The sequence below is a fragment of the Pseudomonas sp. UBA5706 genome (assembly GCF_002419965.1).
Lineage (GTDB): Bacteria > Pseudomonadota > Gammaproteobacteria > Pseudomonadales > Pseudomonadaceae > Aquipseudomonas.
In genome coordinates this window covers 238,731-263,709 of sequence record NZ_DIHC01000016.1, presented here as the reverse complement: position 1 = coordinate 263,709, position 24,979 = coordinate 238,731, and the positions used below count along the sequence as shown (strand labels likewise).

24 protein-coding genes are annotated in these 24,979 nt (G+C 60.3%); 13 read left to right on the top strand and 11 right to left on the bottom strand.

The genetic code is table 11. The annotated features are described in order from the left end of the window. Positions 1–133: 133 nt before the first annotated feature. Positions 134–1,423, bottom strand: a complete 1,290-nt coding sequence (locus B3I26_RS09265) for a D-tagatose-bisphosphate aldolase, class II, non-catalytic subunit (RefSeq protein WP_296257255.1) — start codon at positions 1,421–1,423, stop codon at positions 134–136. A 132-nt stretch (positions 1,424–1,555) separates the two neighbouring features. Between B3I26_RS09265 and B3I26_RS09260 the strand changes: the two genes are divergently transcribed. From B3I26_RS09260 to B3I26_RS09225, 8 genes are all read left to right on the top strand, one after another. Next, positions 1,556–2,356, top strand: a complete 801-nt coding sequence (locus tag B3I26_RS09260) for a DeoR/GlpR family DNA-binding transcription regulator (protein ID WP_296257254.1) — start codon at positions 1,556–1,558, stop codon at positions 2,354–2,356. Then, positions 2,353–3,324, top strand: coding sequence for an N-acetylglucosamine kinase (locus tag B3I26_RS09255; protein WP_296257252.1), 972 nt, complete (start codon positions 2,353–2,355; stop codon positions 3,322–3,324). Before B3I26_RS09260 ends, B3I26_RS09255 begins: the two co-directional genes overlap by 4 nt. Positions 3,325–3,334: 10 nt before the next feature. Further along, positions 3,335–4,594, top strand: a complete 1,260-nt coding sequence (locus tag B3I26_RS09250; RefSeq protein WP_296257250.1) for an extracellular solute-binding protein — start codon at positions 3,335–3,337, stop codon at positions 4,592–4,594. Next, positions 4,594–5,499, top strand: a complete 906-nt coding sequence (locus tag B3I26_RS09245; protein WP_296257247.1) for a carbohydrate ABC transporter permease — start codon at positions 4,594–4,596, stop codon at positions 5,497–5,499. The genes B3I26_RS09250 and B3I26_RS09245 overlap by 1 nt, the downstream gene beginning before the upstream one ends. Continuing rightward, the gene (locus B3I26_RS09240) at positions 5,499–6,374 is read left to right on the top strand and encodes a carbohydrate ABC transporter permease (RefSeq protein ID WP_296257245.1); all 876 of its coding nucleotides are present in this window, start codon (positions 5,499–5,501) and stop codon (positions 6,372–6,374) included. Before B3I26_RS09245 ends, B3I26_RS09240 begins: the two co-directional genes overlap by 1 nt. Before the next feature lie 18 nt (positions 6,375–6,392). Continuing rightward, on the top strand, positions 6,393–7,346 hold the full coding sequence (locus B3I26_RS09235) for an SIS domain-containing protein (protein WP_296257243.1): 954 nt from the start codon (positions 6,393–6,395) through the stop codon (positions 7,344–7,346). Between the two features lie 32 nt (positions 7,347–7,378). Next, complete coding sequence (locus tag B3I26_RS09230; RefSeq protein ID WP_296257242.1) at positions 7,379–8,458, top strand: ABC transporter ATP-binding protein; 1,080 nt, start codon at positions 7,379–7,381, stop codon at positions 8,456–8,458. 257 nt (positions 8,459–8,715) lie between these two features. Further along, positions 8,716–10,368 (top strand): methyl-accepting chemotaxis protein, encoded by a 1,653-nt coding sequence (locus B3I26_RS09225; RefSeq protein ID WP_414707594.1) that lies wholly within the window; start codon positions 8,716–8,718, stop codon positions 10,366–10,368. 529 nt (positions 10,369–10,897) lie between these two features. Here the strand turns inward: B3I26_RS09225 and B3I26_RS09220 are convergent. Together B3I26_RS09220 and B3I26_RS09215 are read right to left on the bottom strand one after the other, a co-directional pair. After that, a complete protein-coding gene (locus tag B3I26_RS09220) occupies positions 10,898–11,197 on the bottom strand; it encodes a hypothetical protein (RefSeq protein WP_296257239.1) in 300 nt (99 codons plus the stop codon). A 430-nt stretch (positions 11,198–11,627) separates the two neighbouring features. Further along, positions 11,628–12,296 (bottom strand): hypothetical protein, encoded by a 669-nt coding sequence (locus B3I26_RS09215; protein ID WP_296257237.1) that lies wholly within the window; start codon positions 12,294–12,296, stop codon positions 11,628–11,630. A gap of 705 nt (positions 12,297–13,001) precedes the next feature. On the opposite strand from B3I26_RS09215, the gene B3I26_RS09210 reads away from it, so the two are divergent. The 4 genes from B3I26_RS09210 (at position 13,002) to B3I26_RS09195 (ending at position 17,645) form a co-directional block, all read left to right on the top strand. Continuing rightward, positions 13,002–13,442 (top strand): DUF2231 domain-containing protein, encoded by a 441-nt coding sequence (locus tag B3I26_RS09210; RefSeq protein ID WP_296257235.1) that lies wholly within the window; start codon positions 13,002–13,004, stop codon positions 13,440–13,442. After that, positions 13,439–14,731, top strand: a complete 1,293-nt coding sequence (locus B3I26_RS09205; RefSeq protein ID WP_296257234.1) for a PQQ-dependent sugar dehydrogenase — start codon at positions 13,439–13,441, stop codon at positions 14,729–14,731. The genes B3I26_RS09210 and B3I26_RS09205 overlap by 4 nt, the downstream gene beginning before the upstream one ends. A gap of 209 nt (positions 14,732–14,940) precedes the next feature. Next, positions 14,941–15,840, top strand: coding sequence for an SDR family oxidoreductase (locus B3I26_RS09200; RefSeq protein ID WP_296257232.1), 900 nt, complete (start codon positions 14,941–14,943; stop codon positions 15,838–15,840). Continuing rightward, a complete protein-coding gene (locus B3I26_RS09195) occupies positions 15,837–17,645 on the top strand; it encodes a glycoside hydrolase family 15 protein (protein WP_296257230.1) in 1,809 nt (602 codons plus the stop codon). Before B3I26_RS09200 ends, B3I26_RS09195 begins: the two co-directional genes overlap by 4 nt. Positions 17,646–17,686: 41 nt before the next feature. On the opposite strand, the gene B3I26_RS09190 is transcribed toward B3I26_RS09195, so the two are convergent. The 6 genes from B3I26_RS09190 to B3I26_RS09165 all read right to left on the bottom strand — a co-directional run bounded on the left by B3I26_RS09190 (position 17,687) and on the right by B3I26_RS09165 (position 22,325). Next, on the bottom strand, positions 17,687–17,944 hold the full coding sequence (locus B3I26_RS09190; RefSeq protein ID WP_296257229.1) for a DUF1652 domain-containing protein: 258 nt from the start codon (positions 17,942–17,944) through the stop codon (positions 17,687–17,689). Between the two features lie 132 nt (positions 17,945–18,076). Next, complete coding sequence (locus B3I26_RS09185; RefSeq protein WP_296257228.1) at positions 18,077–18,802, bottom strand: DUF72 domain-containing protein; 726 nt, start codon at positions 18,800–18,802, stop codon at positions 18,077–18,079. Further along, positions 18,799–19,230 carry a DNA methylase gene (locus B3I26_RS09180; protein WP_296257226.1) on the bottom strand — a complete coding sequence of 144 codons (432 nt, stop codon included), beginning with the start codon at positions 19,228–19,230 and terminating at the stop codon, positions 18,799–18,801. The genes B3I26_RS09185 and B3I26_RS09180 overlap by 4 nt, the downstream gene beginning before the upstream one ends. A gap of 130 nt (positions 19,231–19,360) precedes the next feature. Then, positions 19,361–20,461 carry an alpha/beta hydrolase gene (locus tag B3I26_RS09175; RefSeq protein ID WP_296257224.1) on the bottom strand — a complete coding sequence of 367 codons (1,101 nt, stop codon included), beginning with the start codon at positions 20,459–20,461 and terminating at the stop codon, positions 19,361–19,363. A 108-nt stretch (positions 20,462–20,569) separates the two neighbouring features. Beyond that, a complete protein-coding gene (locus B3I26_RS09170; RefSeq protein WP_296257222.1) occupies positions 20,570–21,709 on the bottom strand; it encodes a glutathione-independent formaldehyde dehydrogenase in 1,140 nt (379 codons plus the stop codon). Between the two features lie 310 nt (positions 21,710–22,019). Then, a complete protein-coding gene (locus tag B3I26_RS09165) occupies positions 22,020–22,325 on the bottom strand; it encodes a hypothetical protein (protein ID WP_296257220.1) in 306 nt (101 codons plus the stop codon). Positions 22,326–22,523: 198 nt separating this feature from the next. Between B3I26_RS09165 and B3I26_RS09160 the strand changes: the two genes are divergently transcribed. Next, complete coding sequence (locus B3I26_RS09160) at positions 22,524–23,042, top strand: DUF4142 domain-containing protein (RefSeq protein ID WP_296257218.1); 519 nt, start codon at positions 22,524–22,526, stop codon at positions 23,040–23,042. Between the two features lie 458 nt (positions 23,043–23,500). On the opposite strand, the gene B3I26_RS09155 is transcribed toward B3I26_RS09160, so the two are convergent. Together B3I26_RS09155 and B3I26_RS09150 are read right to left on the bottom strand one after the other, a co-directional pair. Beyond that, positions 23,501–23,998, bottom strand: a complete 498-nt coding sequence (locus B3I26_RS09155; RefSeq protein WP_296257216.1) for a DUF1543 domain-containing protein — start codon at positions 23,996–23,998, stop codon at positions 23,501–23,503. Between the two features lie 117 nt (positions 23,999–24,115). Beyond that, positions 24,116–24,976 (bottom strand): SDR family oxidoreductase, encoded by an 861-nt coding sequence (locus tag B3I26_RS09150; protein ID WP_296257214.1) that lies wholly within the window; start codon positions 24,974–24,976, stop codon positions 24,116–24,118. Positions 24,977–24,979: the final 3 nt, after the last annotated feature.

The window sequence follows — 24,979 nt, the reverse complement described above, 5'->3', positions numbered from 1 at the left end:
ATTTACCCTGGGCAAGTACACAAGATATTCGCCACCGTCGCTGGCGGTCAGAGACCGCAGGCCCGCCACAGCTGCAATGGCCGAGACGCGCTCGGCCATTGGCTCATCCACGCCGGCTGCGCCGGCAGGCCCATCAAGTATCGATTGCCGCGCAGGCCGCACGGTACTGCTTGAGCACATGCTCGATCGCGGCGATCAGCAACCCTTTGCCCGAGGTGTCGCCCAAACCGTTTGCAACCTCAGGGTAAAGGTGCGGCAGGTACTGGCTGATCAGCGTTTCGGGAATGGGTGCATCTCCCAACGCTGCAAGCAACACCTCCACAGCCTGGGTCGCGACGTCGAAGGGCCAGTAATAGCGGATTCGGTCGCTGTAGCTGAAATGCCTTTGCAACTGCAACGCCGGTTGATCGCCGTGGTAGTACTTGTCCCAATAGTGCGGCTGGGCCTGCATCAGGGTTTCCATGATCGGTTGCAAGCGATGCTTCGGGGAAATCACGCCCAGGGTGGCGGCAATCTGATCGAGGGCGTAGAGCGCTTCACGCAAGGCGAAGGTCAGGCCCGGACCGACCTTCAGGATGGCGAAGCCGTCGCGCACCAGTTGAGCCAGCGCGGCCGCAGGCTGATAATCGGTGGAGTGCGCCTCGAACACCACCTGCGGCTCAATCTTCAGCACCGCACTGAGCGCACGGGCCTTTTGCGGCTGGTACACCACGACGTTTTCGTTGCCGAACTCCACGCCCGGCTGAACCACCAGCCCGACCACCCGCGAAAAGGCGCCGTCCAGGCCCAAGGCAGCGAACGCCTGCCGGTGCTGCTCGAGGGTTTCGCGCGCCGCCTCGGGGGTCGTCACCTGCAGGTCTTCGACCTTTTCCAAGGCGCCACCGGGCACCGGCACCTCGGTCCCGATGACGTACACCGGCAGTGGCAAGCCCGCGTCGCTAACCGTGCGTTCCATCACCGCCGCCAGCCGCGCCGCGCGCTCTGCGATCACCGGCCCCGGCAGCGGATCGGCCTCCCCCGAGCAGGCCATGCTGGCATCCAGATGAATCTTGGAAAAACCTGCGCGCGCATAAGCCTGCAGCATGTCCTGCGCTTTGCTCATCGCTTGCCCGGCGGGCAGATCCTTCCACGGATTGGGCCCTAAATGGTCTCCCCCCAGGATCAGGCGCTCGGTAGCGAAGTTCACCCGCTCGGCAATAGTGGACACGAACTGGCGAAAATCGGCCGGGGTCATGCCGGTGTAGCCGCCCTCGTGGTTGACCTGATTGCAGGTGGCTTCGATCAACACCGGCCCTGAATGTGCCTGCGCTTCACGCATGGCCGCTTCGATGACCAAGGCGTGGGCCGAACAAACGGAGGTGATCCCGGCCAGCCCCCCCCGGGCGTGAGCATCCACCAGTTTTTGAAGATAATGAGCCTGCATGACCGCTGCCTCTCGAGAATGTAGAGCGGCCACCTTACGAGAACGAAACGATCAATATCAATCACATTTTTGATTGACAGTGATTTTTTAGTCTCTATATTCCTATCTATAAATCACTAATGAGCAACCAAAGTGACTAAAGACGAGCGACTTTCGCTGATCTGCCAGCATCTTTACAGCCATGGCGAAAGCACCATTCAGACCATCGCCGACATCGCGGATGCGTCTTTGGCGACGGTGCGCCGGGACTTGCTGAGCCTGGAAAACGACGGCGTCATCCACCGCACCCATGGAGGTGCACGAATCGCCAAGAGTGCAGGCGTCGAAGTGGCGTTCGACCTGCGAGAAAACCAAAACCTGTTCGCCAAGCGGGCAATCGCCGAAGTGGCCTATGAACAGATCGTTTCAGGCTCGACCATCTTTCTCGACGCTGGCACCACCGTTCTGCAGTTGGCCCGACGCCTGCGTCTTGATCCATTGCCCCTGTCGGTGTTCACCAACTGCCTGAACGTCGCACAACTATTGATGAACACCCCAGGCATTACTGTCGTGCTGCTGGGTGGGCAACTGCGTGCGGAGAACGCTTCGATGGTCGGTGCACTGGCCGAGGCGATGATCGAAAACCTATGGTTCGACCAGCTGTTTCTGGGGGCGGGGGCCGTCGCTCCGGACGCCTGCATCTACAGCCTGGACGCCAGTGAAGCGCAGCTTAATCAAAAGATGCTGGCGCGCGCCGGCACCACCCTGCTGCTGGTGGATTCGAGCAAGTTCGACCAACGCCTGACGTACCGCGTGGCACCGCTGAACGCCTCGCTGACGGTCATCAGTGACGAACGCTTGCCAACCGCCTGGAGCGCGAAGCTCGACGAGCTGGGCTGCCGCCTTTTGAAGGCGTCGAACCAGACGCCTGCCGCCGATGATGCAAAGCCATGAACGAGTGCGTTCTGGGCCTGGACAGCGGCGGTTCGAAAACGCTTTTGGCCATCGCTGATCGTCAAGGCCAGGTGCTCAGGCTCGAAACGACCGACGGCCTGGATCCAACGGCCAACGCCCTATGGCAACAGCAATTGACCGCGCTGTTGCAGTCAGTGACGGATTTGCCGCTCAAGGCCGCAGTGTTGGGGTTGCCGCTGCATGGTGAACTGGTCGACGACTCGATTGCCCAGCGCTACGTCGCCGAACGGGCGCTGCGCTGTCCCGTCACGGTGCAAAACGATGTGCGCATTGCCTTCGATGGCGCGTTCACCGCGGCATCGGCGGGGGTGCTGATCCTGGCGGGCACCGGCTCGATGGCGTGGGCCAACAGTAACGCCCACGGTGCGCAGCATGTGCGAGTGGGCGGCTGGGGCGACGTGTTTGGTGATGAGGGCAGTGCCTACTGGATCGGGACGCAAGCACTGGTCACCGCCAGTCGCAGCCTGGATGGCCGGGCTCGTCAACCGCGGTTGACCCAGGCATTGCTCGATCACTTGCAATGCTCGCCGGAGCAACTGGCAGGTTGGGTTTACGGCCTGCCCAATCGCCGAGCGAGCATCGCCGCGCTGGCGCAACAGGTTTCGGCCTGGGCTCAGGCTGGTGATGTGGCCGCGACCGCGATTTTGCAAGGTGCCGCCCGGCATCTGGCCGAACACGTCAGCACCGCATGGCGCGCGATCGGCCAGGACGGCCCGCCGGTCTGGAGCCACGCGGGCGGGGTATTTGCAAACACCTGGATCGTTCAACAACTTCAACAGCAGCTGCATGCCACGCCCCGCTCCCCCCGCCTGCCGCCCATCGGCGGGGCGCTGTGGCGTGCCGCCCATGATGCGGGATGGAACCCCGATAACCATTGGATAGACAACCTGTCCTCAAGCCTTCGTACCACCCTTGCACTGCCATCAACCTCCCCTTGTCCAATGTAGAGGTTTTGCCATGCTCCGACGCCACTTGATTGCCTCGCTCGCCCTGCTGCCGCTGTCGTTCGCCATTCCACCGCTTGCGCCCACAGCGACAGCCGCTTCGGCCACCGAGGTGCTGTTGCCACCCTGGGGGACGCTGCCCAAGGCAATGACTGACCGGCTGAGCGCCGAAACCGGCATGGCTCTGGAAACGCAGACCCTGGGCTGGGACCAGATCCTGACCAAGATCGCGACTTCGATGATTGCCGGCAGTCCGCCTGCCGATGCCAGCGAAGTGGATTGGTCCTGGGTCGGGCAGTTCGGCGCCGCCAACTGGTATCAGCCGCTGGAGGGCGTGGTGGACGCGGCCACCATCGCCGACATCCCATCGTCGAAGCTGTTCATGTTCAACGGTCAATTGCTGGCGGTGCCCTACGCCAACGATTTTCGGGTGCTGATCTATAACCGCGACCACCTCAAGCGAGCCGGTATCGCAGCTGCACCGACCACGCCGGAACAACTGCTGACCGATGCCAAGACGATCAAGGCCAGGAACATCAGCCAATACCCCATCGCGCTGCCGCTATCAGCCACCGAAGGCAGCGCCACAGCCTGGTATCTGCTGACCAAGGTGTTTGGCGGCGAATTGTTCAACGACCAGTACGAGCCGCAATTCGTCAAGCCCGACTCAGCCGGGTACAAGGCGATGGCATTCGAGGTCGAGGCCCTCAAGGCCGGTTTGATCAGCCCGGCGGCCACGGGGCTCAAGGATGTCGAAGTGCAGGAGCTGTTCAAAAAAGGCGACGCTTCGTTCGACCTGGCAGGCTGGGCAGGCAACATCGCCGTCTATAGCGATCCAGCCAAGTCCCAGGTGGCCGACTCCGTGGCCGCCGCCCTGATGCTGACGACCACCGGAACGGCGCGCACCATCGGCCTGCCGGAAGCGGTGGGCATTCCCGCTACGGCGAACAACAAGGAAGGCGCCAAAGCGTTCATCAACTGGTTCGTCAAGCCGCAGAACCAGATCGAAAGCTACGAAACCCTCGGCAATCTGCCGACCCGCACCTCGGTGCTCAAGCAACTCAACAGCGAAGGCAAGCTCAAGAGCGGTGACGTGATCCTCGCGCAGGCAACGCTGGTCGACCCGCTGTTCAAGCAGGGCACGCCCGTCTGGTATCCGCAGTTCACCAGCGCTGTGTCCAGCGCGCTGAATCAGGCGGCCAAAGGGCAACTGACCGTGGCGCAGGCTGTCGCGCAGATTGCCGAACAAGCTCAGAGTGCGATGCAGCCGTGATGAAGCCAGCCTCGATCAGGGAACGGCTGCGCCCCGTTCCCGGTGAAACCTGGCTTGGGCTCGCGTACGTGCTGCCGATCATCCTGGTGATGGCCAGTCTGGTGTTCGTGCCGCTGGTCACGACCGTGCTCGACAGCTTGTATCGAGTCGATCCCATGCGCCCAGGCATGCCCTTCGTCGGGTTGCTCAATTATCAGAACCTGACCGCCGACAGCAACGTTCAGCACGCCACGTGGAACACCTTGGTCTACGTGGTGCTGGCGGTGTTGCTGGAGACCGCCGGTGGCCTCGGCGCAGCCTTGCTGCTGAACAAGGTACGTCGCGGCAGGCAATGGCTGCTGGCCGTGCTGGTGCTGCCCTGGTGCCTGCCGCCGGTGGTCAATGCCCTGGTCTGGTTATGGATCTACAACCCCAGCTACGGTCTGCTGAACAACCTGTTAAAGGCCCTAGGGCTGCTGGACGAGAACGTGGTGTGGTTCAACGATCACAACACCGCCTTGCTGCTGGTCGCGCTGGTCCACGTGTGGCGCATGCTGCCTCTGACCGCGATCATCCTGCTGGCCGCGTTGCAGGCAATTCCCGCCGACCTGTACGAGGCCGCCCGGCTCGACGGCGCCGGACGCATCAAGTGCTTCCGGATGATCACCCTGCCGCTGATCGCGGGGGGATTGGCCATCGCGCTCAGTCAATCGACGGTCTTTGCCTTCAACCTGTTCGACGAAGCCTGGATTCTCAACGGCTCAAGCCTGGACACCCGAAGCCTGATCATTCAGGTGTACATGTCGGCGTTTCAGAACCTGAAATTCTCCTACGGCATGGCCCTGTCGGTGCTGGCGATGATCGCGTCCCTGGTGGTCTCGCTGGTCTACGTGCTCAAGGTCTACCGCGAAACGAGGTTCGACTGATGCGCAAACTCTGGCTGCATTATCTTGGCAAGGCAGGATTCGCACTTGCTGTGCTTGCCCTGCTGCTGTGGTCGCTCGGCCCGGTGTACTGGGCCGTGATCACCAGCTTCACCGACCCTCGGGACATGCTCAGCGAGCACCTGAGCCTGTGGCCGCAGCATCCGACACTCGAGCACTTCGCGAAACTGTTCGGCGCCAGCAGCTCATCACAAGGCAACGAAGTGCAGTCGGTGTGGCCACAGTTCTCCAGGGCCTTCATCAACAGCCTGGTGACCTCCGTCGCAGCGACCCTGGTCACCCTGGTCGCCGCTGCGTTCGGCGGGTACGCCTTCGTCCGGCTGCGCTTCCCGGGCCGGGATCTGTTGTTTGGCCTGGTGGTCGCAAGCATGGCAGTGCCGGCCTACACGGTGATGATCCCTCTGTACCGGCTGATGATTTCCCTGCACCTGATCGACACCTATCTGGGGGTGACGCTGATCTACGTCTCGGCCTTCCTGCCCTTGGCACTGTGGCTGATGCGCAGCGTGTATCAGTCCTTGCCGGTGTCGCTGGAAGAGGCCGCCTGGCTCGACGGCGCGGGCCGAACCTATACCCTGGTGCGGATCGTGTTGCCCCTGGCTGCGCCGGGCCTGATTGCCACGGCCATCCTCACGTTCCTCAGCGCCTGGGGGCAGTTCATGGTGCCGCTGGTGTTCTCGCCGTCGCTGGCAACCAAGTCACTGACCGTGCTGATTCCCGAATTCGTGACCCGCAATTACGTCGACTACGGCCTGATGAATGCCGCCGGTGTCGTCGCCATGCTGCCACCGGTCCTGCTGGTGATTTTCCTCAACCGTTTCCTTGTGCGCGGGCTGATTGCCGGCGCGACCAAATAACCTCTGAAGGAGCCATTCATGAACGTTACCGAACGCGTCATCGTCGAACAATTCCCGTTCTGGAGCGCGGCCTTGACCCAGCCGCTGCCCACCCTGAACGCCGCCACCATCGTGGTGGTCGGCTGCGGCACCTCGTACTACCTGGCGCAGGTTGTCGCCAGCGCACTGAACCTCAACGGCAGGCGGGCGATTGCCGTGCCCGGCGGTGAATGGGCACGACGCCCTGAAGCCTACCTGGCCGATACGACCGACGTGCAGGTCATCGCCCTGTCGCGCAGCGGCGAGTCCACCGAAACCGTGCAGGCCGTACAGGCCAGTCGCGTACGCGGCCTGAAGACCCTGGGCATCACTTGTGAAAGCGCCAGCAGCCTGGCCACGTGCAGCGATGAAGTGCTCTTTGCCCCGACCCATGCAATGGAAGGCATCGTCATGAGCAGCTCGGCCAGCCTCATGCTGCTGCTGGGCCTGCGCCTGGCGGGGGTCAAGGTCGATGCCGACATCGCGGCTCAAGCCGAACTCGCACTGCAATCGCTGGATCGCCAATTGACCGACACACCGCTATCGCGCACACACTTCGTCTATTTGGGGGGCGGCGCGTACTACGGACTGGCGAGCGAAGGTGCGCTGAAATTACAAGAAATGAGCCTGACCTACACCCAAGTTTTCCATCCGATGGAGTACCGTCACGGCCCTATCAGCCTGGTCGACGACGCGACCTGCGTGGTGTTGATCTACAGCCCGCAGACACGCGACGAAGAAGCAAAGCTCTACACCGAACTCAAGGACAAAGGCGCGTTGGTCATCGGCTTTGGCGGGCCGGGTGACCTGTATGTCGACCTCGTGCAGACCGGGCTGGACCGCAGCCTGGAAATCCTCCCGGCCTTGCAGCTGTTTGGCGAACGCCTGGCCCAGTACAAGAAACTGGACAGCACTGCGCCGCGCCACCTCACCAAGGTCGTGCGTCTTTCCTGAAGCAATGGGTCCGCATAGGTAGCTCCTTCGATATGGCAACCGTCAATATTCAGCAACTTCGTAAAACCTACGGCGCAATCCCCGTCCTGCATGGTATTGACCTTGCCATCGCCGACGGTCAGTTCGTCTCGCTGGTCGGCGCCTCCGGCTGCGGCAAATCGACGCTCTTGCGCATGATCGCCGGGCTGGAATCGGTCACTTCCGGGACCATCGAACTCAATGGTCGGGTCATCAACGATCTGTCGCCCAAGGACCGCGACATCGCCATGGTGTTTCAGAATTACGCACTGTATCCGCACATGACCGTGGCGCAAAACATGGGCTTTAGCCTGCAGCTGCGCAAGGATTCGCCTGAACGCATCCAAAAGGCCGTAGCAGAAACGGCGGCCATGCTCGGTCTGTCCAACTACCTGGACCGCTATCCCAAGGCGTTGTCTGGCGGCCAGCGCCAGCGGGTGGCGATGGGCCGTGCCATCGTGCGTCATCCCCAGGTGTTTCTGTTCGATGAGCCCTTGTCCAATCTTGACGCCAAGCTGCGGGTGCAAATGCGCATCGAAATTCGCACCCTGCAACGCAGGCTCGGCACCACCGCCATCTACGTGACTCACGACCAGATGGAAGCGATGACCATGTCCGATCTCATCGTGGTCATGAACGCCGGGCGGATCGAGCAAGTCGGCGCGCCCATCGAGGTCTATGACCGACCGGCCAATCTGTTCGTGGCGACGTTCATTGGCTCGCCCGCCATGAACCTCATCGACGGCCTGCTGGAGCACGAAGGTGACCGGTCTCTGGTTCGGGTCGGCGGTCAACGGCTCGCGCTGGGCCGTCGTATCGGGCTGCCGGCCTCAAGCCCGGTGGTGTTGGGCATTCGGCCCGAGCACCTGGCGCTCTCCCCTATCGAGGGCCCGGCGTTCACCCTGCCGTTCAGCGTGGAGCTGATCGAACCCACGGGCGCCGAGAGTCATGTCTACGGACGCACCGGCGACACGGCCATCGTCGCGGCATTGTCGCGCCGGGACTCCCTCGGGCTTGGCGACACCGTGCAGTTGTGTGGCCGCTGCGAACATATCCACCTGTTCGACAAAGCCACCGGGGCACGAATGGAGTGAAAGCCCCGATGCGGTCTCTCCGGCGGCCCGCTGAAGCCCACTTGTCCGGCGTGAACCCTGGAAATGGCGGCAGCACCGGGCGTTTGGTCAAAGCAGCAAGTGACCCGCCTGGGGCGGCGGGTCGTTCCCATCCCTCGGCATGCCGCAGATTACGTCTGCCGACCAGCGCCTGGGGGGCGCTGGAGGCAGCGGCCAGCTGAATCGGGATCGCCTTCAAGCTCCATGTTGCGCTGCCGATAGCTATACAACACGCACGCATGCACAACTTCCACCCTGAGGCCCCCATGAATCTTCGGTCCATCAACATCGCGCCCCGCGCGTCGATGTGTTTCGCAGCCATTACCTGCCTCTTGATTGCCCTGGGGGTGTTTGCCTACCTGCAGCTCAACCAGTTGCGCGCGACCGAGCAGATGATCGAAAAAAACCTGCTGCCCAGCATCCAGGTGGGTGACGACCTGCAGATCGCGCTGCTGCACGCGCGCCTGGAAAGCATTCGCTTGCTAGCCACCAGCGAACCGGCAGCCCGTAACAACGTGCTGGCCAACCTCAACGCCGCCAAGGCGCGGATGAACGAGCGTACTGACCTGTACCGCCACAACTTCGTCAGCGAGCCGGACGACATTATCAAATTCAATAAGGCCCAGGCGCTGATGGACAGCTACCTGGCTGGCGTCGATAAAGTCGTTGCGCTGGACGCCGCCGATCACGACAAAGCGGTGCTGTTTGCCAACACCGAGCAGGCTCAGAACGCCGCCGCCTACCAAGAACAGCTGACTGCGCTGCGCGATGCAGACAATCAGGACGCGACACAGGCGGGCACCGACGCATTGGCGGTGTACAACAACAGCGTCATGGTGCTTTTGGCGGTGGTCATAGTCGCGCTGGTCTTGACCGTACTGCTGGCCGTTCTGCTGACCCGCAGCATCACCCAGCCGATCCATGCCTCGCTGTCCCTGGCGACGCGCATTTCCAAAGGCGATCTGACTGGCAACATCGACAGTCGCGGCTCGGACGAGGCAGCGCAATTGATGCTGGCCCTTGAGTTGATGCAGAACAACCTGCGCACCACCATCAGGCACATCGCAGGTTCGTCCTCACAGCTCACCGCTGCCGCGCAGAGCATGAACAGCATCACCGAACAGGCCAATCGCACCTTGCAACAACAGAACAGCGAGATCGAGCAAGCAGCCACTGCGGTGAACCAGATGAGCGCGGCAGTGGACGAGGTGGCGCGCAATGCCACTTCCACTTCGCAAGCGGCCAAGGACTCCAACCAGGCGGCGGCGACCGGCAATCAGAAGGTCGGTGAGACGCTGCAGGCGATGCGCACCCTTACCGATCGCGTCGAACTGACCTCGGAACAGGTGCATGGCCTTGCCGGGCAGGCGCAGGACATCAGCAAGGTGCTGAGCGTGATTCGGGCCATCGCCGAGCAAACCAACCTGCTGGCACTCAACGCGGCCATAGAAGCGGCACGTGCGGGTGAACAAGGCCGGGGGTTTGCGGTGGTGGCCGACGAGGTCCGCGCCCTCGCCCATCGCACGCAGACGTCCACCCAGGAAATCGAGCAAATGATTTCGACCATCCAGGCCGGCACCTCGCAAGTGGTGCAATCAATGAGCAGCAGCACCGAGGAAGTGCATAACACTCAGCGCACTGCCGATGAAGCAGGCCGTTCGCTGAAGCTGATCACGGATTCGGTGCAGGTCATCGACGAACGTAATCAACAGATCGCCACCGCATCCGAGGAGCAGGCACATGTCGCCCGCGAAGTCGACCGGGCGCTGGTCAGCATTCGTGATCTCGCCCAGCAGAGCAGCGCCGGCACCCGGCAAACCCTCGTCGCCAGCCAGGAGCTTTCGCAACTGGCCGTGAACCTCAATCGCATGGTCGAGCAGTTCAAGACCTGATTAACCCTGCTCGACATCGTCAGGCCCGGCAGCACTTTTCGTGTTGCCGGGCCTGGGCGCACTTCGGGCGCGACCGGTCAGCCCCAGCTTCACGGCGACGTCATGTGCTCTCCTGCCGGACCTTTTGCACAACGCTGGATACCGCATCCAGCACGACCACATCCTGCCACTGCCGTCAGCAACAACGGCACCGTCGCCCAGCACGATCACTCGGTCGAAATGACCCAGCATCACAAAATCAGGGGTCACACAAATCAGGCTTCTACCGCTAAAGCGTTGAAAAAGAGCATTCCATACAAAGGCGCTCCGTGAGGGTCGACTGAGGAAGTGGGCTCATCGAACAGATTGATTCGGCCAGGGTGCAGCAACACCCTCAGAAGTGAAAGTTTCTCGGCCTCCCGGCCCGAAATGCTGCTGGCATCTTCATTGACGTATCGATTCGGTGATTGTTCGAACAGGTGCTGAATATTGAGTGAGGCCGGGAGGCCATCCTTAAAGGCCGCTTGCCCCAACAGATCACGAAACTTTTTTAATCCGAAGAAAACTGGTTCGCGAATCGATAGGCTTCGCCGATATTAAAAATAGTATCGGATAACTTCGTCGAGAGGGTGAACATGACGACAAAATCCCCTGCGGACAAATCGTCGCTTTTAATAAAGCGGTTAAATATTCCGTAGCTGATGACGGCGGCACTCGTCAGCGTTAAAAACATGCTTTTAGGGCCGCCCAGCATTGCGGCCGGACAACTCACCTGGGTTGCAGTCTGCGCGCATTGTTGCAAGGTCTCGAACAAGACCGCACCGTCGATAACAACAGGTTTGACGATCATCCAAGAGCACGCCGGCCTCAACTTCAAGCAATCCAAACAAGACATTCAATTGAATTGAATTGAATAAATTTAAGCCTTTAAAGACTGTCAACTCCGCGCGCTGGCACTCTAAGTGCACAGCCCTTAAAGTTAAGGGGCCTTACACGGGCATTATAAATACAGGCGTTGTTTATCAGTTATTAACGGCGAGGGAAGATAACCTAAAACGCCAATACCTCCAACAGAACGCCATGCACTTATTACGAATAAACTAATGGCAAATATTCTACGTGGCGGCTCTATAATTTCAGTATCGGTCGCTCCCCCACGCACGGCGGCAAGTTTAGTCAACCACGGTTTGACGTCCTCGGTCCTGGATGACAACGCAGCAAAAACGCCGCTCACCTTCACAGAACGCGCGCCGGGCACGCGTTCGACTTTTCAGTGGCTATCAGTGACGGGCATGCAGCGCGTGTCCTGCGCCCGACGCATAAGCTTCCGCTTTACCGGTCTGCACGGCCCGCTGGAGCAGGAAGTATTCGATCGAGGCCGCCAACCACATCGAATAGGTGAGCAACTCGATGCCCTCCTCGACCGTTGTCTTGGCGAGTCGGGCGTAGCCTTCGCCGAGAATCAGATGCCACAAAGCGCCCATGCCGAACACCCGGGAAAACACCAGTACCCCCAAGCCGGTGGACATGGCCCCGAAGGCCGGCGTGCGCGTGAACGACGCCAGGGCCGCCAGCGTATTGCTGCGATTACTGGCCTTTAATGCCAAGGCAATGCACACCAGCGCGATGAAACTGAACGGCCAGCACCAGGCGCTGTGACTGATGGGATCAAACAGGCCATCGAGTTCGCGCATCAGCAGACAGGCAAAAAAACCACCCGCCAGGATTTTGAAGCCCCGTTGCTCGAACGAACCGGGAGCCAGCCAGAACAGCAACGCACAGGCGAACAACATGATTTCCTGGGTGATTTCGGTGAAGGATATTTCGAGGATATCGGTCTTGAACACATCAATGTCCAGCCAGATCATGCCGAACACAACCCCGATTAACACAAGTCTCAGCAAGATGCCCAAGGACGCGGTTTTCAAGTCGCTTTGAATATTTTCCAACGTTAGCTCCAGCAGGTCCCCTGTTGGGGGGAAAGAAAGATCCGAGGGAGCTAACGCTATTTTCACAAAAAAAACACATTTTTTTCACAAATTTTCGGTATCGCTCAAGGTGATAGTTGCCGATGGCAGCGGCTCTAATCTTTATTCCACAAGGTGCAAATGGCCCGTCGAGCATCGTGGCGAGGGCCGGTAACATCTGAACGTGCCTGCGGTTACCGCGCAATCATGGCATACCCATGGCGCGTCAAAAGCAGGCTCTCAGCTGGCCCTTAACTGCGTGGATCACCGTAGTCATCGCCTCGGGCCTGATCACCCACCTTCGAGTCGTACACACTGTCAGAGAGGCGCGCCATTCACCGAAAGGCTACAGTGGTCGATCCGATACTGCAGGCGTGCGTTCCAGATCGCCAGGTGCGCAGACTCGGTTTTAGCTCCACGACATCGGCGCTGCCCCCTAAAAATCATCCTAGCCAGATAAGCAGTCGCGTCCGTTATCACGACACGCAGAGCGTTCGAACAATTACCTTCCCGTGCTATCGCGAGCCATTTACGAACATGACCGCCGCGCATTCGGGTTGAACTATCCGTTGTGCAGCAGGATCACCTTTATCGCGCAGTCAGCGCGATCAGGCCCGGCGCAGCAGTGTCGGGATCAGTTTCGGGTTGCGCCATGCCCATGGCGCCGATGAACGACAAGGAGCCGCCGTGAACGACACTACCCTTTCCCCCCACCGCACCCTGTACAGGGCCACTCCCGGGCCGCTGCATACGATTTTGCTCGCCGGATCATTGCCGTTGTTTCTCGGCGGCTTGCTAAGTGACATCGCCTACTTCACGACCTATCAAAGTCAGTGGAGCAATTTCGCCGCCTGGCTGCTTGCCGCGGGGCTGCTGTTCAGCGGGCTGGCGGGACTGTTCGCAGTGGTCAATCTGTTGCGCGCCCAGCGCAAAACGGGGCCAGCGCTGGTGTACTTGCTGTTGCTGCTGGCCACCTGGGTGCTAGGCCTGATCAATTCGTTCGAACATGCCAAGGACGCCTGGGCCGTAATGCCGTCGGGTCTGGTGTTGTCGATCATCGTTACGTTGCTCTGCACCGCCGCGGTGTGGACAGGGCTGACCCATCAGCAGTCGGAGGTGGTGCAATGAAACATGCCTATCCCCTCGCCGCCCTGACGCTTGCCATGCTGCTAAGTGCCTGTGGCGCCGAACAGGACACCCCCCAGGCCCGCGGCCCGGACCCGCAAATGCCCGCCCCCGACCACAAGCTGCTGCCGAGCATGAAGATCGCCGAGCCTGTGGCCTGGGGCGATCAGAAGCCCACCGTGCCGCAGGGGTACAGCGTCACGGCCATTGCCACCGACCTGAAGATCCCGCGCCAGACGCTGGTCCTGCCCAACGGCGATATTCTCGTCGCCGAAGGCCGTGGCGGCAGCGAGGCCAAGCTCAAGCCCAAGGACGTGATTGCCAGTTACATCAAGGCTCAGGGCAATACCCAGGTCAAAGGCGGTAACCGCCTGACGCTGCTGCGTGATGCCGATGGCGACGGCAAGTACGAGTTGCAAACGGTGTTCGCCGACAACCTCAACGCGCCTTACGGCCTGGCCTATGCCGATGACAAGATCTACGTCGCCAATCAGGACGCGCTGGTGCGTTTCGATTACACCGACGGCCAGACCAAGGCCGGTGGCGCACCTGCGACGCTTACCGAGCTGCCTTCGCAGGTCAATCACCACTGGACCAAGTCCTTGGCGATCAGCCCTGATGGCCGCTATCTCTACGTGGGGATCGGCTCCAACAGCAACATCACCGAACGCGGAATGGAAGTCGAAGTGGACCGCGCCAGGGTCTGGCAGGTCGATGCCCAGACCGGTGCGCACAAGCCATACGCCACCGGTTTGCGCAACCCGACAGCACTGAAGATTCAGCCAGGCACCGGAAAACTGTGGGCGGTGGCCAACGAGCGCGATGAGCTTGGGCCGGATCTGGTGCCCGATTACCTGACTTCAGTGCGTGAAGGCGCGTTCTACGGTTGGCCCTACAGCTACTGGGGCCAGAACGTCGACACCCGCGCTCAACCGCAGAACCCGGAAAGAGTCGCGGCTGCGATCAAACCCGACTACAGCCTGGGCTCTCATGTCGCCGCGCTCGGTCTCGATTTCTCGCTGCCGGCCATGGGTGAGAAATTCGCCGACGGCGTGTTCGTCGGCGAGCATGGCAGCTGGAACCGCGACAACCCGGTCGGCTATAAGGTGATCTTCGTGCCCTTCGACAATGGCCGTGCCGCCGGTGAGCCGATCGACTTTGCTACCGGTTTCCGCGGTGCCGATGGCAAGACCCGTGGCCGACCCGTGGGTGTGACGGTAGACCCGCGCGGCGCGCTGATCATTGCCGACGATCTTTCAAACACGATCTGGCGGGTGACGCGCAACAAATAAGCGAGTACGCAACGGGGCCTGCCGGCCTCGTTGCACTGACCTTAACGCATCATGCTTTTTCGATTCAGCACCCCAACTTTGCTGTCTTCATGAAATAATCGCCGAACTGCAAAAAGACTGAACCAACCCTGCAGAGCGCTCTCCCAGATAAGGACCTTGTTGGCATAAACGCCATCGGATTCTTACCAGACTCATCAGGAGAAGCGTACATGGCGACCGAAAACCAGTACTCGATGCAGAACCCTCTGACGCAATACCCACAGCCTGAATTCCCGACGCAACCCCAGACCCCGCCCGGCACCGTGCACAAGCTGCAGCCTGCCGCCGACCACGGCGAGACCAGTTACAAGGGCTTCGGCCGACTGGCTGGGCGCAAGGCGCTGATCACCGGGGCAGACTCCGGCATCGGCCGCGCTGCGGCGATTGCTTATGCCCGTGAAGGCGCGGACATTGCGCTGAACTACTTGCCCGAAGAAGAAGCCGACGCGAAGGAAGTCGTGGCATTGATCGAGGCCGAGGGTCGCAAGGCCGTGTGCATTCCAGGCGATATCACCAGCGAAGCATTCTGCAAGGACCTGGTCAGCAAAGCGGCTGCAGGGCTGGGCGGGCTCGACGTGCTGGTCAATGTCGCCGGTAAGCAGACCGCGCAAAAAGCGATTGCCGATCTCACCACCGAGCAGTTCGATGCGACGTTCAAGACCAACGTCTATGCGCTGTTCTGGTTGTGCAAGGCCGCTCTGCCACTGCTGCAGCCAGGCGCGACCATCATCAACACTGCGTCGATCCAGGCATACCAGCCGTCCGAGACGCTGCTTGACTACGCGCCGACCAAATCGGCCATCGTCGCCTTCACCAAAGCGCTGGCCAAGCAAGTCATCAGCAAGGGCATTCGTGTCAACGCCGTAGCACCGGGTCCGTTCTGGACGCCTCTGCAGCCGAGCGGCGGTCAGCCTCAGGAGAAAATTCCCGAGTTCGGTTCGGAGACCCCGATGGGCCGTCCGGGCCAGCCTGCCGAATGCGCGCCGATCTACGTGCTGTTGGCGAACCAGGAGTCCAGCTACATCACCGGCGAAGTGTTTGGCGTCACCGGCGGTAACCCACTGCCGTGAGTCGCCAAACGTCCACTCCGACCCGCGAGAACGGCTACGTTGCGCTGGATCAGTACATTGCCCTGGGGGACGGTCGCTCCGTCGCCCTGTCGGCCACCGACGGCTCCATTGATTGGTGGTGCGCGCCCAATATGGATTCGCCGCCACTGTTCGACAAAGTCCTCAGCGCCGACAAGGGCGGCTACTTCAGCCTCACGCCGCGCGATGTCTTTACCGTTGAGCGCGATTACCTGCCTGACAGCAATGTCGCGTACACGGTATTCAAGACAGCTACAGGCTCGGTACGATTGACCGAATCGCTCAACAGCGGTAATGCCGGCCGGCTGCCGTGGAGCGAACTGGCCCGGCGTCTGGAAGGTGTCGAGGGTCAGGTCGAGTTCGAGATGGTGTTCAGACCCGGCACCCGCGCCGACAGCGTCAGCCCGTGGATTCAGGACACCCGTCACGGCAAGGTTTTCCATATCACCACGCTGATGGTGATGTTGAGAATGAGCCCCGAGGTGGTGATCACTGAATACAGCGACCGTCTGGTCCGAGCACAGTGCACGGTGCGTGCCGGGCAGAGGGTAGTCTTCGCGGTGCTCGCGTCCGATGATGAGCCCTTCGCAGTGCCTACCCTGGAACAGATCGACGCTCGTATCGAGCTCAGCGACGGGGCTTGGCGCAACTGGACCGAGACCCTGGGCTACAGCGGTGCGTACGCCACCGAAGTGCGCCGCTCGGCGCTGGCGCTCAAGCTGTTGCTGTACTCGCCCAGTGGCGCGATCGCGGCGGCGGCTACCAGTTCGCTGCCAGAAAAGATCGGTTCCGATCGCAACTACGACTATCGCTACGCCTGGGTGCGCGACGCTGCTTACTCCATCAAGGCGCTGCTGCGCATCGGTGCGCTTCAGGAGGCCAAAGCGGCATTCGCCTGGCTGATTGCCGCCATCCGCAAGCACGGTCCGCGCATGCATGTGTGTTACACGCTGGACGCAGAGCGGGTCGACGATGTGCAGCAGATTCCGTTGTCGGGTTATCAGAACAGCCCACCGGTGGTGATCGGCAATTCCGCTTTCGATCAATTGCAGTTGAGCCTGTACGGCGACATTCTCGAAACCGCCAAGCTGTTCGTGGATCGCGGGCACCTGCTCGATGAATCCACCGCACAATTGCTGCATAGCCTGGCCGACCAGTGCGCTGACGAATGGAACACGCCGGATGCGGGTATCTGGGAGCTGCCGGAACAGCAGCACTACACCATCTCCAAGATCGGTTGCTGGGTAGCGTTGGATCGCGCCAGCAAGCTGGCTGAGGCCGGACAGATTCCCGATGGCAAAGCCCAGCGCTGGGCTCGAGAACGCGACCGAGTCCGCGACTGGATCGACGAGCATTGCTGGTCGCACAAGATGCAGGCCTACACCATGTATCCAGGCACGGACCGGCTGGACGCCTCGCTGCTGCTGGCCGCGCGTTTTGGCTTCGAGCGTCGGGACCGTATAGCGTTGACCCGTGACGCCGTGGTGCAAAAGCTGGGCGCTGGCGAGACAGGCGTCACTTCCCTGCTGTATCGCTATAGCGGTGCTCAAGGCAAAGAGGGGTGTTTCCTGGCTTGCTCATTCTGGCTGGTCGAAGCCTACGCCCTGCTGAACGAATTGCCCAAGGGCCGCCAGACCATGGACGCGTTGCTGTCAAAAACCATGGGCAACAGCGGTGTCATGGCGGAAATGCTCGATCCTGACACCGGGCAGCCCCTTGGCAACTTTCCTCAAGGCCTTAGCCATCTGACCCTGGTCCACGCAGCGCTTGCGTGTCAAGGGGAGTGACAGCAGCCTCCACCGATCGAGGCTGCTGTGAGCTTCAGGCATTAGAACGAGGCGTGGCGTTCGCAGCGCGCGGCGACAGAAGAGCGGACCTGAAGGCGCACCTGCGCGATCAGATCGGCTATCGCACGACTGGTATTAAGGCTGGCGACGGGGATGCCAGCCATGACCGCGCTGGCACCGGTCTCTGGATCAACGACATCAAGCGTCAGTTCGCCGTCGGCGGTCGCTGAACACTTGCAGCGCATGGGCAGAAATCCGGATTCAATAATGTGGCGAAGTTCAAGTGCTGAGATGGCCATGTCGGTATTTCCTTATTATGTGTAGGGTTGACCATCGCCTACGTAAGGGAATTCCAACTGTTTTCATCCAGCGTACGGTGCTCACTTTGAGTCATCCGCGTCCACATGCCGCTGCCGACCGAGTGAAAGGTTTCAGCGTAAAAGCGTCTGCGTAAACAGCGCGTTGCCCAGCGCCGCATCGCGGGCAGTGTTGTCGAAAATGCACCAGGTGGGCACGCCGTCGTTTACTCCCTCCTTGATGCCCTGTGCCAACTGCTCCAGCCAGCCGGCTTCATAAGCACTGTAATAAATACGCGGCGAACCATGCAGGCGCCAGTAACGGAGTCCGTCCCAACCGCCGGGCACAGCGTCGCTGCCAATGCGCGGCGGGTCAACGGCGGCCTGGGCGATCTGCTGAGCAATCAGCATGGGCTGCGCGGACACCCAGGAGGGGTGCCGGGGCTCGATCACCACATGCCCCGAATAACGCGCCCTGAGGTTGTCGAAAAACTCGCCGGCAACCGCTGCATCGAATGCCAGCGAGGGTGGCAACTGGATCAGTAGACAGCCCAGGTTGCTGCCAAGGGCGGTGCACTCGGCGAGGAACGTGTCGAGCAACACCGAACAGTCGTGCAGGCGGTTCAAGTGGGTGATTGACTTGGGCATCTTCACCGAGAAGCGAAAGCCTGGGTTTACGGACGCTGCCCACTTGGCGTAGGTCGAAGGGCGATGGGACCGGTAAAAGGAGCTATTGATTTCGACTGCATCGCAGCGCGCCGAATAGCGCTCTAGATGCGAGCCCTGAACCGGAAAGTCCGGCCAATACTCACGCCCGAGCTTCCAGCCCGCACAGCCGATATACAGCGGCCCGGCACTCAAAACAGTACGCCTTCGGCGTCACGCATGAAGATTTCCACGGTCTTCGGGCCGATGCCTTCAAACGCTTGCAGGCGCGCGGCAAATTGCGCTGTGTTCTCACACCCCTCGCGGATCTGCGTCAGCTTGCCCGCATACTCACTGTTGAGCTTGTGGCTAAGCTTCAATAATCGCTCGGCGGTGGATTCGTCATACCGGGTATAGCGTGCCTCACCCAGCATTCTGACCAATTCACGGTGGGTGCATGCCGCCAGCTTGCGTGGCGTATCGCGCTGGTGTTTTTCCACGATGACCCGATACGCATCGGCGGCGATCGGGCCCTGAATGCGTTTACCCATCAGGAAGCTGGCGACCAGCCATTTGAACAGCGCAGAGTCATCGCCACCCGTGAGATGGATGTTTAGATCAGCAGCACTGATGGGCGTGTTCATCAAGAGTTTCCATACCTGGCGTGGCTTTTATTAAGCACAACGGAAAAGAAAACGCCGGTTCAATGAACCGGCGCAGAGCCACGTTTAATCGCAACTCTTCAAGCCACTAGCAAGCACCATCGGCTCGCGCTTACTTGCTCAAGTCAGCCTTAAGACGCTGACCGGCATACGCCTGAGCCTGTTCGGCCTTCTGCACGACGGCGGCGGTGCCGAAAAACTCATGGGTCACGCCTGGATAGACCTTGCGCTCCACGCTGTCACCCGCGCTGCGCAGCGCCGTTTCCAGTTGCGCGCCATCGTCACGTAGCGGATCGATCTCGGCGTTGATGATGGTCACCGGTGGCAAGCCTTTCAAATCGGCATGGACCAGATCGATCCGTGGGTCTTTGGCGTCCGCTGCGGTTTTGGTCACCTGCGAGATGAACCAGAGCATCATCGGGCGATTCAGCGGCATCGCGTCAGCGTACTTCAGGTACGACTCGGTATCAGTATTCGATTGCGCGACCGGGTACACCGACAGCACGTGCTTGGGCGCGGTCAGACCTGCCTTGTGAGCAGCCACAGCGGTGGCTACGGCCAGGTTGCCGCCTGCGCTTTCACCGGCCAGTGCCAGCCGTTTAGGATCGCCATTGACCGACGTGGCATTGGTGGTCAACCAGCGGTACGCCGCAAGGGCATCATCGTGAGCCGCTGGAAATTTGTTTTCCGGCGCCAGACGGTAATCGACTGAAATGACCACCGCATTGGCCTGCTTGGAGAGGCCGCGGGCGCCGCCGTCATACACTTTGCGATCGGCAAACACCCAGCCACCGCCGTGGAAGTACAGCACCACCGGGAACGGCCCTACACCGTCCGGGGTATAAACCGTGGCAGGCATCGAGCCTGCGGCACCCGGCACGCTAATGTCGCGGGACGTGACGCCCGGCACCAGTACGCTTGGTGTGCTGTCGCGTTTCTCGTCGGCGAGCACGCCCTTCACGGCATCGGCCATTGTAGGTTGCAGGCGGGCCTCGGCCGGTGTGATTTTTTCAACCGCCTTGGCGTCGAAGCTGGCGAACTTGTTCAGCACTTTTTGCATGTCCGCATCAGCGCGCAGCATGCTTTTGGTACCACTGACGGCAAGCTCGGAAACCGAATGCTTCTCCGGGTCGCGTGCACAGCCGTGCAGCATCGCCACGACACCTACGGCGGAAACTGCCCACAGCCATTTATTACGCTGGATCGCCATCATTGTTGACTCCTCGGATACAGGGCAGGCCTGCGCACAGGCCATGATTTTTCTTAAACAGTGACAGGGGCGCGCGCAACAGGCTTGCACGGCGCCCCGCATAGAGAGTCTTCACGCCGCCGGCTTGAGAATGACCTTGGTCCAGCCCTCATCCCGGGCGTCAAAATGCTTATACGCGTCCGGCCCCTCTTCCAGCTTCAGGCTGTGGGAAATGATCTGGGAAGGTTTCGCCCGTCCGTGATGAATGAGCTCTGCCAGACGGCGGTTGTAGGCTTTGACATTGGCCTGACCGGAACGGATCTGTTGACCCTTGAACCAGAAGGTGCCGAAGTCGAAGGCCATCTTGCCCTCCTTCGCCAGCTCATTCTTGGCCCCCGGGTCCTGCGGCACGAATACCCCGACGACGCCAATGCCGCCAGTGGCCTTGGTCGATGCCACCAGATTATTCATGGTCAGATGATTCGCCTCATGCCCGTGTTTGTCGCAGCATTGGTAGCCCACGCATTCGCAACCGCGATCGGTGCCCTTGCCATGGGTGAGATTGAGGATCTGATCGACTGCCTCTTTCTCCAGCGAATTGATCGGCGTGGCGCCCAACTGCGCTGCAAGCTTCAGACGGTCAGGATGGTTGTCAACTACGAACACCTGGGAGGCGCCCTTGATCATCGCTGCGTGCGCAGCCATCAGGCCGACGGGACCTGCGCCATAAATGGCGATGCTCTCACCCGGCAGCAAACCGGCGAGTTCGGTGGCGTGCCAGCCGGTGGGGAAGATGTCAGAGAGCATCACGTAGTCGTTTTCTTTCTCCTGCGCGTCTTCAGGCAGCAGCAGGCAGTTGAAGTCGGCATAGGGAACACGTAGCAATTCCGCTTGCCCACCCTGATAAGGGCCCATGTCGGCGAAGCCGTAGGCCGCGCCGGCACTGCCTGGGTTAGCGGTCAGGCAGAACCCGGTCAGGCCCTTTTCGCAGTTTTCGCAGAACCCGCAGCCGATATTGAAGGGCAGGCATACGCGATCCCCGACCTTGATGCGGTCGACGCCAGCGCCGACTTCGACGACTTCCCCAAGGTTTTCATGACCAAATACGCGACCGGTCTCCATCGAGGTGCGGCCTTCGTACATATGCAAATCGGAACCACAGATATTCGTGGTGGTGACGCGAACGACTGCGTCGGTTGGTTTTTCAATTCTGGCATCGGGGACATTTTGCACGCTGACATCGCGCGGCCCGTTATATACGATGGCTTTCATTGGTTTCTCCCGTTCGATAGACGATGAGGTGGTTTTCGTCTGCTTACGAGTATCTGTCCGGCGGCTCACGGCATACGCTCAAACTTTTAAACAATGGCCTGACGAGCGGTACATTTCAGACGATCCAGTCATGCAGCCGCAATTACGGCCATGATCTTTCAGCCAGCCCCGTTGATATTTCGCCCGCCCCTTTGCCGCCTCGATGCGCACTTATCGGCGAGAGCGACAGCCCAACCCGGGACTTATGCACTTACACGATCATTTAGCCGGTGGCAGTCAACGGCTAAGCGCAACGCCTCATAGGCATCGTTTAGATAACCAGCAGGCCTTCAGCAGTCTCGATGTGCGGCACCACCGCGCCCCCCTGCTGCGCAGCGAGCCAGGCCCGGGCCCTGGCCACGTCGAAGATCTGCCCCTGGTCCATCAGGGCCAGGATCAAGGTTTCAGAGACTCGGTAATGGCCGCACTGCGCACACTTGCGCTCTTCCCAGTTGGCCATGCAAGGAAGCTGTTCCGCCGGGCCTGCGCAGATCAAGCAACTCATAAGACGCACCTTCTTATTGTCATCAATGGCGTTTAATTGAATGTTGACTGTCGAAGGACCGAGCAATTCCATGCAGGTATTCCAAAATTCGACGGCGATGTCGATAAACGCCCGAGAGTGCATAAAACGCCCGAGAGTGCATACGCTGGATGAAAAAACACTGAACGATTAGTGCTCGGGTTTATCAGAAGAATTCGAGCACACGAATATCACAGTGCTCTACATAACTGCCCCAACCAATACAGCTCTAAACAATAAGGAAATAACGACATGGCTCACACAGTTCGCACTCTCACCCTAGCAGCGGTTTTTTCCCTGGCCTGTCACGGTGCCTACGCCGCACAGAGCAATGATGACTTCGTCGAAGACGCATCGGCCAAAGGTGTAGCGGAAGTCGAAGCCGGCAAACTGGCCCAGGAAAAAGGCACTGCTGCAGACGTTAAAAGCTTCGCCGACATGATGGTCAAGGATCACACCGCTGCCAACAACAAGCTTGAGGCGATTGCCAATGAGAAGAAGCTGAAGGTCTCCGACAGCGCTCAACTGCTGGACAAGACCAAAGCGATGATCCTTGAATTGCGCAGCGCCAAGTCGTTCGATCAGGCGTATGCCAACAATCAGGTCAAGGCACATGAGGCGACCATCGCGCTGTTCAAGGACGAAGCCGACAACGGCAAGGACGCTGACCTGAAGGCTTTTGCAAAAGAGACCTTGCCTAAGCTGGAAAAACATCTGGAAGACGCCAAGGCCCTGGCAAAAGCCCATGGGGGCGATGCTGCCAAGCAGTAACCAGGCTGGCTGTTGTGTAGCAACGCGGCGCGCCGACGACAAGGTTCTCAAGATCGAACCATTAGCGCGCTGGGTTGCTACAGAACGAATAACGCGGGTGGCACGTCGGTCATAACGCTATTGGCTCATAAGCTCACTGATGCACTGGCCAATGAGGCGGCGGTTGTCCTCTACGCTCTTCACGGACTCCCGGACCGACAAAGCGACCGCAAATCCACGTTGGGTTTCCCCTTCCTCTGCCCAGTCTGCCAACTTCAAAAGCGCATCAGTCATTGCATGCTGATTCTTTAACAGGGTATGCAGGAGCGTAGTGGTGGCAGGCGTATTTTGCATATCTAACCCTCAGGCACCGGTTTGCGAATGCCAGAAACCGTCCCTGCTGGCGTCATGGGGCACAAGGCCACCGTGGAGCTTTGAGGCGATAGTGGCACGATGGTTCCACTCGTTCGTCAGACAGTTCAGCGCGCGATTACGATGTAATCGTTCACCTGCCTCACGCCCTCGTGCGCACCTTCGACCAGATGGACAAAGCGACCACTGACCTCGTCGATGGGCAAACAGTCGTCGATATCCAGCACCCCATCGGTATGCGCCTGAGTCCAATGCCTGAGCATCTGACGCTTGCCTTTGGCCGTCGCCTCGCGTTTGTTTCGCGCCACCACCAGCAGGTAATGGTGGGACTCACCAAAGCGCTGCGACTCATATCCCCCCAGATTGATGAAATACAGACGATTGGACTCCGCCGCCGGCGCCAGCGGACTCAGTTCAACACGCCATTGCTCGACACCGTCCACTGCCATCCAGGCGTCGATATGCAGCCCTTGGGGATTGCCGAACCAGCTTTGCCGCAATTGTGGATAGGCCGCCTCAAGGCTATCTGCGACGACGAACGCGACATCGTGCACTTCGATCCGGGCTCTGGGGTGCTTGCCGCCGAGCATGACTACGAACAGCATTGCAGTACTGGCCTCCACTGCGTCAAAAAGAAAAGAAAAGGGCCCCTGCAGCAGGAGCCCTCAATAGGGTTGAGCATTGCGCGCCACCAATGCCGCAGTGCGCGCAGCGATGCGGCTTTACAGTATCGGCTTGCCCCCGGTAACGCCATACCGCGTTCCTGAGATATAGCTGCCTTCGTCCGAGGCCAACAGGACATAGATCGGCGCGACTTCGACCGGCTGCCCCGGCCGGCCCAACGGCGTCTCTTCCCCGAAGCTTTTCACGTCATCATCGGTCATGGTCGACACGATCAGCGGCGTCCAGATGGGGCCCGGCGCCACGCTGTTCACGCGGATGCCGCGTGGCCCGAGTAACTGCGCAAGACCAGCGCTGAAGTTGGCAATCGCGCCCTTGGTGGTGGCGTACGGGATCAATGTTGGCTTGGGCGTGTCCGAGTTGACCGAGCTGGTATTGATGATCGAGCTGCCCGCTGCCATCGAAGGCAAGGCCGCCTTGCAGATGCGAAACATGGCAGTGATGTTGATATCGAACGTCCTGACCCATTCCTCGTCGGGGATCTCTTCCAGGGTCTCGTGGCTCATCTGGAACGCGGCGTTGTTCACCAGCACATCGATGCGCCCGAATTGGGCAACGGTCTTATCGACGATGGCCGAGCAATGCTCTTTTTGCGCCAGATCGCCAGGCAGCAGCAGGCATTGACGCCCTGCTTCCTCCACCCAGCGCGCTGTTTCCTTGGCGTCTTCATGCTCATCCAGATAGGAGATCGCGACGTCTGCGCCTTCACGGGCGAAAGCGATGGCCACGGCCCGGCCAATGCCACTGTCGCCGCCGGTGATCAGGGCGATCTTGTTGACCAGCTTTCCTGAGCCTTTGTAGCTCTTCTCGCCGCAGTCCGGGTACGGGTCCATTCGGCTCTGATCGCCAGGCACCTGTTGTTGCTGCGGTTTGAACGGTGGTTTGGGGTAATCGGTCATCACATT